The 12176-nt window shown below is 58.8% G+C and carries 9 protein-coding genes; 2 read left to right on the top strand and 7 right to left on the bottom strand.

Annotated features, from left to right (window positions below):
* Positions 1–6 precede the first annotated feature (6 nt).
* The 4 genes from HU759_RS21290 to puuE all read right to left on the bottom strand — a co-directional run bounded on the left by HU759_RS21290 (position 7) and on the right by puuE (position 3113).
* Entirely contained in the window at positions 7–510 is a 504-nt protein-coding gene (locus HU759_RS21290; protein WP_017137849.1) for an ureidoglycolate lyase, read from the bottom strand.
* A 127-nt stretch (positions 511–637) separates the two neighbouring features.
* Entirely contained in the window at positions 638–1633 is a 996-nt protein-coding gene (gene alc, locus HU759_RS21285; protein ID WP_017137848.1) for an allantoicase, read from the bottom strand.
* Positions 1634–1674: 41 nt separating this feature from the next.
* Positions 1675–2190 carry a 2-oxo-4-hydroxy-4-carboxy-5-ureidoimidazoline decarboxylase gene (uraD, locus tag HU759_RS21280; protein ID WP_017137847.1) on the bottom strand — a complete coding sequence of 172 codons (516 nt, stop codon included), beginning with the start codon at positions 2188–2190 and terminating at the stop codon, positions 1675–1677.
* On the bottom strand, positions 2187–3113 hold the full coding sequence (puuE, locus tag HU759_RS21275) for an allantoinase PuuE (protein WP_186617760.1): 927 nt from the start codon (positions 3111–3113) through the stop codon (positions 2187–2189). Before puuE ends, uraD begins: the two co-directional genes overlap by 4 nt.
* 390 nt (positions 3114–3503) lie before the next feature.
* Between puuE and uraH the strand changes: the two genes are divergently transcribed.
* The gene (uraH, locus tag HU759_RS21270; protein WP_169984794.1) at positions 3504–3857 is read left to right on the top strand and encodes a hydroxyisourate hydrolase; all 354 of its coding nucleotides are present in this window, start codon (positions 3504–3506) and stop codon (positions 3855–3857) included.
* Between the two features lie 163 nt (positions 3858–4020).
* Positions 4021–9255, top strand: a complete 5235-nt coding sequence (locus HU759_RS21265) for a DUF6543 domain-containing protein (protein ID WP_186617762.1) — start codon at positions 4021–4023, stop codon at positions 9253–9255.
* Here the strand turns inward: HU759_RS21265 and HU759_RS21260 are convergent.
* The 3 genes from HU759_RS21260 to HU759_RS21250 form a co-directional block, all read right to left on the bottom strand.
* A complete protein-coding gene (locus HU759_RS21260; protein ID WP_170037782.1) occupies positions 9245–9871 on the bottom strand; it encodes a LysE family translocator in 627 nt (208 codons plus the stop codon). The two genes, HU759_RS21265 and HU759_RS21260, sit on opposite strands and share 11 nt — an antisense overlap.
* Before the next feature lie 65 nt (positions 9872–9936).
* Entirely contained in the window at positions 9937–11283 is a 1347-nt protein-coding gene (locus HU759_RS21255; protein WP_017137842.1) for an NCS2 family permease, read from the bottom strand.
* Between the two features lie 385 nt (positions 11284–11668).
* Complete coding sequence (locus HU759_RS21250) at positions 11669–12103, bottom strand: MarR family transcriptional regulator (protein ID WP_170037784.1); 435 nt, start codon at positions 12101–12103, stop codon at positions 11669–11671.
* Between the last annotated feature and the right edge of the window lie 73 nt (positions 12104–12176).

Below are 12176 nucleotides of genomic sequence, written 5' to 3'. Positions count from 1 at the left end.
CTTCTCTTATTGGTGGGGGGCGAGGATCAACCGCTCATCCTCTTTGAAAAAATGCTCATCGCAGTTATTGCCTGTGCCACTGCGATCAACCACCAGGAAGTCATCCCGCTTTTCGATCGTCAGCACCGGGTGGTGCCAGACGCCGCGATGGTAATTAATGCCCTGCCTGCCGTTGGTGACGAAGGCGCGGACCAAGCCCGATACAGGTTCATCGCCAAGTGGCGCGACCACGATCAGAAAGGGGTTGCCGAGCAGCGGGATGAAGGCCTGGCTGCCCAGCGGGTGTCTTTCCAGCATACACACGGTCAGCGGCATGTCCTGCGCATCGGCGCGGAAGATGCTGATGATTGCGTTGTCTTCTGGCGTGGCGGTTTCAACCGTCGCCAGTTTATGAAAGCGCATGGTCGACCCGTTATTGATCATGAAGTGATCGCTGCCATCGGTTTCGATAACGTCTCCGAAAGGGGCGAAGGCTTCTTTGGTCAGGGGTTCGATCACTAGTGTGCGCATGGCTGTCTTCTTATCCGGATTCTGTGTTGTTTGTTCTATTGCTATCGCGGGCAAGCCCGGCTCCCACATTTTGATCTGTGAATACATTCAAATGTGGGAGCTGGCTTGCCTGCGATGGGCTCACCGCTTATTTAGCGACTTTACCGAGGACCCGCAGGCGGCTCACACCACCATCCGGGAACACGTTCAGGCGGATGTGGGTAATCGGCCCCAGTGCCTTGATCTGCTCGGCAAACGTGTGTTCAGCGTGCATTTCCAGTTTCTGCGCCGGCAGCAGCTCGCGCCAGAACAGCGATTGGGTTTCGATCTGGCTGTCGGTGCCGCCCTTCACGAACGCGCCCTGGATCGAGCAAGTGTCCGGGTAGTTGCCCTTGAAGTGCAGGGTGTCGACCACGATTTTCTCGATCTCGCCGGGGTGGCCCAGGGCGACGATCACCCAGTCATTGCCTGGCGTACGACGACGGGCGGTTTCCCAGCCGTCGCCCATGTTGATGCCACGGCCCGGGTTGAGGATGTTGCTCATGCGGCCGAAGTGTTCGTCGGAGCACGCCAGGGCGCGACCGCCGTTGAGGGCCGCTGCCAGGTCGACCTGTTCGTTGTCGCCCACCGAGGACCAGTCGCGGAACGGCACGCCGTACACACGCAGACGGGCCACACCGCCGTCCGGGTAGATGTTGAAACGCAGGTGGCTGAACGCCTGGTCGTTGTTGATCTCGTGGTAGTGGTGGCTGTTGCCTTGCAGCTCCACGGCCGACAGCACTTCCACCCACTGGGTGTTGGCGTCCGGCTCGCCCGAGGCCAGGAAGCAGGCTTCCAGGGAGGCCGATGGCGGGAAGTTGCCGGTGAAGAATGAAGTGTCGATGTCCACGCCCTTGATCGAGCCGGGTACGCCGAGGCGGATCACCGCGCTGTCGTAGCCTTCGAAGCGCTTGCGGCGTGACTCCCAGCCGTCCATCCACTTGCCGTTGTCATCGAAAACGCCCTCCTTCCACACGGCCGGGGTCGGCTGGAACAGGCGGTTGGCGTCAGCGAACCAGTCATCGGTCACCGAGATGATCTTGGTGCCCAGGCGGGCATCGGCCAGGTTGACGAACTTTTCGAAAGGTACGGCGTAAGCTTTCATTCTTCTTGTCTGCCTTAGATAGAGTGGCTGGGGATGGTCTGTTAGAGGGTCAGTAAACGGAACAACGCGATCTTGTTGATCTCGGCCAGCGCGCATTTGAACTCGGCGTCTGCCGAATTGTGAATGCGCGTTTCGAACGCAGCGAGGATCTGATGCCGGTTGCTGCCTTTTACCGCCATGATGAAGGGAAACTTGAACTTGGCCTTGTAGGCATCGTTCAGCTCGGTGAAGCGCGAGAACTCTTCGGCCGTGCATTGGTGAATCCCCGCGCCAGCTTGCTCATCGGTGCTGGCTTGGGTCAGTTGGCCCTGGACGGCAGCTTTGCCGGCCAGGTCCGGGTGAGCGTTGATCAGCGCCAGCTGGCTGGCATGATCGGCGCTTAACAGGATATCGCTCATGCGCTGGTGCAGGGTTTCGATCTGGTCGACCGAGCTGTCCTGGCCCAGGTCGAAGGCCTTTTCGGCCACCCATGGCGAGTGTTCGTAGATATCGGCGAAAGCGGCGACAAATTCATCGCGGCTCAGGGTCGATGGCTTCAGGGTCTGGAACGCAGTCATTTCGCCGCTCCCGTGTGCGGGTGGGTTTCGTGCCAGTGACGGGCGATGTCAACGCGACGGGTGAACCACACCTGTTCATGGCCTTTGGCGTATTCGATAAACCGTTTCAACGAAGCCAGGCGTGCAGGGCGGCCGATCAGGCGGCAGTGCAGGCCGATGGAAAGCATCTTCGGCGCCTCGGCCCCTTCGGCATACAACACGTCGAACGCGTCCTTGAGGTACTCGAAAAAGTCATCGCCCTTGTTGAAACCCTGCACCTGGGTGAAGCGCATGTCGTTGGTGTCCAGGGTATAAGGGATCACCAAATGCGGCTTGCCGGTCGGGTTGTTCGGCTCCCAGTAGGGCAGGTCGTCGTCATAGGTGTCGCAGTCGTACAGGAAACCGCCTTCCTCCATCACCAGCCGACGCGTATTGGGGCCAGTGCGGCCGGTGTACCAACCCAATGGGCGCTCGCCGGTCAGTTCGGTGAGGATGCGGATGGCTTCGAGCATGTGCTCGCGCTCCTGGGCCTCGTCCATGTACTGGTAGTCGATCCAGCGGTAGCCGTGGCTGCAGATCTCGTGGCCGGCGTCGACCATTGCGCGGATCACATTCGGGTGGCGCTGGGCGGCCATGGCGACGGCGAAGATGGTCAGCGGGATATCGAATTCTTTAAACAGCTTGAGGATGCGCCACACACCCGCACGGCTGCCGTACTCGTACAGCGACTCCATGCTCATGTTGCGGGCGCCTTGCAGCGGCTGGGCCGAGACCATTTCCGAGAGGAAGGCTTCGGACTCTTTATCACCGTGCAAAATGTTGCGCTCACCGCCTTCTTCGTAGTTGAGTACGAACGACAGCGCAATGCGTGCCTTGCCCGGCCAGTGGGGGTGAGGAGGGTTACTGCCGTAACCGATCAGGTCGCGTGGGTAGTCAGCGCTCACTGCAGTCTTCCTTCTTGTTCGTGATAGCAAGTGTGTGTGGCGGCCGGGCAGTGAAAAGACTGGGTGGCGTCACAGCGATGAGTGATTGTATACAACTTATCTGTCACTTTGTAAGCCTACATTTCTGCATTTTTTCTGCATCGCCGGGTTCAGATGCTGTAGCAAGAAACTTGCCTGACTGGTCAGTTAATGGACAAAAGGTCGTTTAAAAGCAAGGTTTACTCACGAATTGACTCATCGAGCAATACCGACGGGAAGATCCAAAGCTTTGTGATTTTTATTGTGTACAATTTTTTTAAAAAGTGTCTTAATCAGCCATCGCCGGCTTTTTCGATGCCCTGAAAAAGTGCAGGTTTCTCTTTTACTGACTTCAGGAGGCGCGAAGACGCCATGGGACGTTTGACCACACACGTTTTGGACGCCGCACACGGCTGCCCCGGTAGCGATATCAAGGTCGAGCTGTACCGCGTCGACGGCGCGCAGCTGGAACGGGTTGCCACTGCCACCACCAACAGCGACGGCCGTTGCGATGCGCCGCTGCTGCAAGGTGACGACTACCGCAGTGGTGTTTACCAACTGCAATTCAGCGCCGGCGACTACTACCGCGCTCGTGGTGTGCAATTGCCGGAACCGGCGTTTCTCGACGTCGTCGTGCTGCGTTTTGGCATCAGCGCCGAACAGGATCACTACCATGTGCCTTTACTGATTTCGCCTTACAGCTACTCCACCTATCGCGGTAGCTGAGTCGTCACCTCGCTTCACACCCCCAAAGCTCTTCGTTGGTTTTTTGCCCGCCCACACTGCGGGCTTTTTTTATTCTGAATGGCTCACGGGCCGCCCAAGTATGTAACGCACCTGGGGCGGTCGAGGTACCTAGGCTCGGCTTTTCTGTATGGAACAGTCCGCCATGAGTACCGACACCACCGCCTGGTTGGCCGCTGAGGCTGCTGCGGCGCAAACGCTTAATTTTGATGACCCGCAAACCTCGGACGCGCAGCGTGATGCGGCGATTCGCACACTCCTGACCCGACGGCTTAACGCGGTCACGCAGCCCAGTCTTGAAATCAATCGCCTGTACGAAGCCCAAGCCAGGGCCAGAGAGGCGGTAAAACTCCTAAAAGACTTGATTGGGCGTGCGCCGAGAGTCTTGGGCATTATCCGGGGCGCATTACGCAAGGCCTTTGCGCTGGACCCCGATACGCTGTTGTTTACCGAGTTCCGGCCGCCGCCTTTGCCCCAGAAGGTCTACAGCCTGACCGAAAAAGGCTTGGCACTTCTCATTGATCCGGATGTGCCGCTGGACATTAACCAGTTCACTACATTGCGTATCAAGGACGAACCGGCACGGACGTTGCCGTTTACCGCTTGGGATGCGTTGGTACGTGTGAAGGGGTTGGCGCTGCTCGGTCAGGTTGAGAAGGCTGAACGAGACTATTGGCAGCAACTGGCCTATGGCTCCTGGCTGACGCGCAAGCAGCGTTGGGTCCAGTTACGAAAATCCTTGTTCGCCGAGCATGCACTGCTGGCCCATCGCGTTTACCAGCTCTCGGACCGCGGCTATGCCATGGTCCGTAAAGTCATGGAGATCCCCGGTGCCGATGCGCGCCGTCGCGCCGCAGGTGAGTGGGCGAATATTCAAGTGAGCAGGGTGGCGTGGCCTGGCACAAATCGGGCACTGGTTCCTGTTCCGGGCGCTTTGCATATTTATCGTGATGACATCGCGGGGGACACGCCCCATGTGATTTATCTGCCGGGTCTGATTCGTGAGTTTTACGAGTTCAGTTCCTGGTATCGAATGCAATGTGATCTGCCTGCGCTGGTCAACGGCCCTTTGAGCCAGGTGCTATGGCAGTGTTTGCCACTGCGCCGTTGGCATGAGCTGTGTAACACACCCAGTGTTACGCCTCAGGCGTTTACCCTTCAGCTTATTGGTGTACACCAGGAAGACGTGTTGCTTGCCAGTGCGACCGAGCTGCTGGAGGCGCAGTGGGATAACGAGGTGGCCTGTGCATTGTCAATCAACCCTGCGGCTGTGGGCGTTCAAGGTGTGGGGCAATTCAACGCTCCTGAGATGAAACGCTTCCTCAAATTCATCGAAAAAGGCCGTCGCCGGCTGGCATGCAGCCTCCTGCTGGGAAACAGCCTGGACGCCTTGCCGGAGTGGGATCATCAGCGCCGCAGCGGTGAGATTGTGTGTGCAAGTTTGACGCCGGACCTCGCCCTCAAGACCCGTGAAGCGCAACTCAAACGTTACGAAAAAGGCTTGATGGCCCTGCTGGATCCGACGGATGTGGGCAAAAGCACTGCACCCTATCAAGACTTTTTGAACCTCGATCAGCGATGGCAGGAACAAGTGAGCACCGTGAGTCAATTGGCCCGTGCCCCGCACGAGCGCATGTTTGAAAAGGCGTTCTGGCTTGAACAGCCTTTGGGCACGTCTAATCGCGGCTCATTGGTGGGGACTGCCCTGCGCCGGGCTTTGCTTCTGGAAGCCCAGATGCAGCAACAGTTGAACCTGATGCCTTCCGTGCATCTGGAGCGATTGAATACGGTATTGAGTGAGTCTTGGGTGCCTGGCGACAGTGCTGCTGATACCTGTGTATTGCAAGTAACGGTCGGCAGTGAGTCCGGCCAGTTGTACCCGCTGCTGGGGGCTCTGCTCGTGACCACCCACCAGGCCCTGGCTCACCCGAGTGGCCCACACTCAGTATTGTTATACGTGACGGGTCTGTATGGCGGGCTTGTGCCCTTTGACAACGTGAACGCGTTCGCCAAGGGGCTTCAAGCCAGCCTGAAAAGCCGCGATGGCTCCGTGTTGTGGCGCTGCATCGAGCGTGATCACCGTGTGGCTGCGCGGGGCTGGGTCCAGGCGTTGCCCAAGGATGCGCCATTGGTAGTGAGTTACGAGGCCATCAAGCGCACGATGCTCAAAGACTTGTTCATTAAGCTAATGCAACGTTACGCGGCGTTGAACAAACGTGTGGGCAGGGGTGTTCGGTTGTTCAGTGAGGTGAGCGATCCGCAGTTGAGCCGAATGTTACTGGCCCAGGAGTTGTTCGAGTGCCTGCAAGTACCCGCCAATGATGCTCGCACACTGGCCTTGGCCAATATCAACCTGTTGCAGATGGCAGCCACTCAGGCGAAAAAACTCCCCTCGTGGTTGGGCATTGCCTCAACCGGTAGTCGAAGACACTACAAACGATTGTCACGCCGTTACCTGATGAATGCCTTTGCGGTGGAGAACAAACTGTGGCGGGACTTACCGGACTTGGAGTCATTCGCCCGCAATGGCTTGATTGCGCGATTGACTCGGGACGGGTTTTACCCGCAACTGGATATCGACAAACCCCTGATAGATTTGCCCGATGATGTCAGCTCCCAATTGTGTGGCTGGTCGAGTCAGTGCGCGATAGGCGATCGCGATACAAAAAAGGTCGTCAGCTCGCAGCGCACCACTTTCAGCCTGCTGCAATTGGCGTTGCATAACCTCGACCCCAAGGCACCCTGGACCCGCTGGCGATTGAATCGCGCACGCTGGCTGGACCCCGCCTGGAAAGAGCGCTTGAGCGTGCGTTACCTGATCAACACCCTGTCATCGCTCGATCTTGGGGGCGAGTACGACAAGCGGATCCTCAAGGCATTTTATCCGCCGACGTCTACTCCGGCCACGTCTCCTGGGCTCTCACAGGCTTTGGTCTATAGGGCTTTGCGACAACGCGCTCAGATGCAGCTGTACTCTGCGGTCCAGCAAGGTTTGAGTGATAAAGCGCAGCGTCTGTTTACCCTGGCGATGGCCGCTGGGTCGGCAAGTGACCTGAAAAAAGATGGGTTCGACGTAGAGTTGGCGGTTCTGCGCCTGATGGACGCCACCCCAGAACATGATCGGCACATTGCTGGCTTATTGTTCATTCATGACAAGTTATCAAAGCTCTGTGTGGTGTATTGGCCCATGGCTGCGGCAAGCCGGGTGATTGTTGCGTATGCCAGCCTGGACGAAGCAGAAAAGGCGTTGAATCTTATCGGCGCACTCCCCGAAAACCAGAAGGCGTTGGCGCGCCAGGTGGCGCCAGGCTGGGAGGCGCAGGCGCTGGCCGGCTACCCCGATAAAGACCCAGGGGTGCAACCCCGCAGGCCTCATTCGCTTGAGCCGGGTCAACCCGGTCTATATCGTTTTGTTGCCATGCTTGTGGAGTTTTTTTTGGCCCCGCACAAAAAACCGGCGGTGGACAATGAAAGCATCGAGGCATTGATCAAGGAGCAAATCGAGTCGCAGCCTGAACATTGGTTAGCGGCTGCGCCCACCACCTGTGGCAATGCCATGGCGTTGTTGGCCCACGCCAAGGTGTTCGATCTGCAACGGCGTACCCAAGCCCAATCCCAGTCTTCCCAGGCGCTGGAGCAATACCGCGAGCAGCGTTTGGGGGAGCAGCACGACGCGACGATTCGCGGGCTGCTGGGCTTTGTCCCGGTACTGGGTGTTGGCATCAGCCTGTATGAAATGCTGCTTGCAGCGCGGCGCTATCATTACAGCGGGTCTGCCCATGATGCTGTGGATGTGGCGTTCTTGACGATGCTTGCGTTCTTCGACGTGCTGACATCCTTTGGTCCTTCCGCGAAAGGCGCGCGCGTGTCGCGTGTCGCTTTAGGCCGCTTGCATCGCCATCAAGGGGTCACGCTCGGTACCCGCGCAGGCCTGAAACCGTCACCGATCAAGCCACGTCACCTGCTGGAACACTTCCAGTCCCCTGATGGACTGGATGGGGCCATTGAATTGGCGGGGCCGGGCGCTAAAGGGCGGTACGCGAAAGATGGCCGGCAGTTTATTCGTGAGGGTAAAGATATTTACCCGGTATATCAGCGTGAGAACGAATGGGGACTGCGACTGAAAAAGAGCCAGGGAGAAGGGCAAGATGAACTGATTTTAAACATCGAGCAGCCCCACGAGTGGCAGTTAGGGGCCGATGCACCGGTGCCCGGGCCGAGTTCAGGCGTATGGCAACCTTGGGCGCCCACCAGGAGCGCAGCGGATTGGTCACCGCCTTCGCGTACGGGCCTGGAAGCGAACTTGCGCGCGTTGCCTGTGCCCACCAGTTCCTGGCAGGCGTGGGGGTTTCGGCGCAGTGACGCACTGATCGAAGTACCGCCCCTGGGCCGCAATATATACCGGGTGGCAGCAACGCCGGGTGCGGCGGCCTTTGATCTCTTGCGACTAGGGCCTGATTACTATCGGTTGTTGCCCCAGGGTACAAGCGCGTCGTCTTCGAGCATCGTCTTTATAATGAGAAACCAGGATGTTTCGTTCAGGGCATCCGTGGATATAGAGCGCTGGCTGGGCGTGGCTGCTGCTGAGCAGCCGATACCGGCGACCCTGGGTGCCAATGGGCTGTGGACGCCCCATCAAGTGCTGTTTAATGAACGCCTGGACGTCACGGTGGGGCGGGCTTTTCCTGCTATGACCCCGGGCAGCAAGCGGTTTGTCGCCGACCGGCTCACTGAGTTGGCGGACACCGGCCCCAGGGTGACGGCCACGCACTTACTCAATATCAGGGCGACACTCGACCGTTGGACGGCCCCGGGAAACCCGGACCGCCTGCCCGATCTGCTGAGAATGCTACGGCCTGCGGGCGAGCCGGGTGCCCTCACCATTAACATAGGGATCGATGGGGTAGCGCCGGGAGGCACGCGGCTGGATTTCACGCCGCCCTTACACCTTGATCCCTCGTTGCTCAGGCGCAGCCGCGGCAACGGCGTACTTCGTTCGCGAGCTGTTCACACAGCTGTCAGGCAGATACTCGAAAGATATGGATTCACCGTCAGGAGCATTCCAAGGCGGCATGGCGGGGCCAGTACGAGGGACTTTTACTGCACCCATCCGCATTCGAGTTCGGTTTACTTTGTGCTGAATAATTGGGTCGATAATCGCAACGTCAGCCTGCGTTCCAGGGTGGCCCCGCAGCTCTCCGAGGCTTGGTTTCGCGAGCGTATCGGTTCGCAGTCGCCATTCTCGGCGGAGTTTGCCGCCATTGATCAAGCCATGACACAAAACCGTCTGGTTCGGATCGTTGCAGGCATTCAGTGGCAAGTTCGTTATGGAGAGCCCGCCAGTGTGTATTTTGCCAAAGTCGCGCCGTTTAACCCTTGAGCAGCGCTGCGGTTGCCGCCCCGCCAAATAGCGTGGCACTGACGCGATTGAACCAGCTCTGGCCCGCGCCGCTGCGCAGGTAGCGCGCGGCACCGTGGGCGCCGAGGCCGTAAGCCAGCTTGCAGAGCAAGTCGAGTACGGTCCAGGTCGCGATCATGATCAGCAGTTGCGGCAGAAACGGCTGCTCGCTACTGAGGAACTGCGGCAGGAAGGCGGCGAAGAACAGGATGTCCTTGGGGTTGCTGGCGCCGAGCACAAAGGCCCGGCCGAACAGTGCGCGAAAACGCGGCACCGCCGGCGCCTGCGGTACCTCGGCGCCATGGGTTGGCAGGCGAGATTGCTGCCAGCTCTGCCAGGCCAGATAGAACAGGTACAGCGCGCCGATGATTTTCAAGGCGCTGAACAACTGCTCGGAGGCCAGCAACAATGCGCCCAGGCCCAGAGCCGAGGCGCTCAACAGGCAGATCGAGGCAAACACTCCGCCCAGGAACGCCGGGTACGAACGGCGCAGGCCGTAGTTGAGGCTGTTGCTGATCATCAACAGCGACAACGGCCCGGGGATCAGGATCACCACCAGTGCCGCACCACTGAACAACAGCCAGGTATCCAGGTTCATCTACATTTCTCCCTCTATGCAAAAGCCCCACCCGAAGGTGAGGCGGTTTTTCAGCCGTTCCCGAACTACAGGAAGATGAACTTGGCGATAAAGATCGCGCACAGCACCCACAGGCTGACAGAAATCTCACGGTACTTGCCGGTGCCTGCCTTGAGCGCCACGTAAGTGATAAAGCCCAAGGCAATCCCGTCGGCGACCGAGAAGGTCAACGGCATCATGATCGCGGTGACAATCGCCGGAATGCTGTCGGTGGCCTCATCCCAGTTGATATGGGCCATGCTCGCCATCATCAGCATCGCCACGTAAATCAGCGCGCCGGCGGTGGCATACGCCGGAATCATTCCCGCCAGTGGCGCAAAAAACATCGCGGCCACGAACAGGATGCCCACGGTTACGGCGGTCAGCCCGGTGCGACCACCTGCGGCCACACCCGCCGCGCTTTCCACATAGCTGGTCACCGGCGGCACACCGACCATGGCGCCAAATACGCTGGAGGCACTGTCGGCCTTCAGCGCACGGGACAGGTTATCGATCTTGCCGTCGGCGTTGACCAGTCCGGCCCGTTGCGCGACGCCCATCAGTGTACCCGCGGTGTCGAACATGTGTACAAAAAGAAAAGCAAATACCACGCTTATCATGCTTACATTGAATACACCTTTTATGTCCATGGCCATCCATGTCGGCGCCAGGCTCGGTGGGGTTGAGAGAATACCGTTGTAGTGCACCAGGCCCAGGCCCCACCCGGCGAGGGTCACGGCGATGATGCTGATCAGGATCGCGCCGAATACCCGGTGATAGCTGAGGATCGCAATCAACAGGAAGCACACGGCCGCCAGCAAGGGCGCAGGCTCGTGCAGCGAACCGAGCTTGATCAAGGTGGCCGGGCTGTCGACGATGATACCGGCGGTCTTCAGGCCGATCACCCCAAGGAACAAACCGACGCCTGCGCCCATGGCATGACGCAAGCTCACAGGGATGCTGTTGAGCAGCCATTCACGCACGCGTGACAGCGTGAGGCCCATGAACAGCACGCCGGAAATAAACACTGCGCCCAGCGCGGTTTCCCAGTGGTAGCCCATGGTGCCGACCACGGTGTAGGTGAAAAACGCATTCAGGCCCATGCCCGGCGCCAAACCCACCGGCCAGTTGGCGTACAGCCCCATCAGCAGGCAGCCCAGCGCCGCAGCGATGCAGGTAGCGACGAACGCCGCACCGTGATCGATACCGGCGTCGGCCATGATGTTGGGGTTGACGAAGATGATATAGGCCATGGTGATAAAGGTGGTGAGGCCGGCAATCAGTTCGGTTCTCACTGTGGTGCCATGCAAGCGCAGTTTGAACAGGCGTTCCAGCCAGCCGCCTTGCGGTGGGGCGAGGTCCAGCGTAGGGGCTTCGGTTTTTTGGCTATCCACAGCAAGTACTCCTCAAGAGTTTTATTGTTATTTCCAGCGCCGGTCACAGAGGTGGGCAGCAGCGCTTTGAGGTACTGGCGGGTTTTGTTGACCAATAGGTCAGGAACTCGCACGAAGCGAATTATGCTTTTGTATACAAATAAAGCAAATAATGTTTTCTATTTTGTTTGCGAAAGGGGATGAAAGGCTGATGCCGGCGCGATTTATCGGGTTGCGCAGGGCAAAGTTGTTGTGGCGAGCAGGCTTGCCCTGCGTTGGGCTGCGTAGCGGCCCCCAAACCTGCCAATGGATTCTCGCTGAAGCCCCGCGATGACTGTCTCAGGGCCGCTTCGCGTCCCAACGCAGGGCAAGCCTGCTCGCCACAACAAGCTCGCTCGGCATGGGGTTAAAGTTGGCCGGCGAGGGCCTGGTTCACGGCTAGCCAGCCTGCCACGGCGTCTTCACCGGCTTCACTGAACGCACGCTGCAACAGCTTCACCTGCTCGCGGCGTAGTGACTGCTCAAAACGTTGGCCTTCTTCCGTCAGTTCCAACAGGCGTTTGCGCTTGTCGGCCTCGGAGGCAACGCTGTCGACCAAGTGCATTTCCTGCAATTGGCGCAATGGCATGTTCAGCGCCTGCTTGCTCACCCCAAGCAACTCCAGCAGCTGCTTCACGCTCAAGGCGGGGTAACGCGCGATAAAAAATACGATGCGCTGATGCACGCGGCTCAGGCCGCGGCGCTCGAGCATTTCGTCGGCCTTGGCGGTAAAAGCCTGGTAGCCGAAGAAAAAGGCTTCCATGGCTTGTTGTTGGCTGCCCTGGTTTTTAAGGTCAAGCATATTGACGTATCCACGCGAGTCGTCGTAATTTCGGTCAACCAGTTTGACGTATTTGCCCCCGACTTCGCTACCG

The organism is Pseudomonas sp. OE 28.3 (assembly GCF_014268205.2).
Taxonomy (GTDB): Bacteria; Pseudomonadota; Gammaproteobacteria; order Pseudomonadales; family Pseudomonadaceae; genus Aquipseudomonas; species Aquipseudomonas edaphica.
The sequence above is the reverse complement of the archived record's forward strand: the minus strand, read 5'-3'. Positions and strand labels throughout refer to the sequence as shown.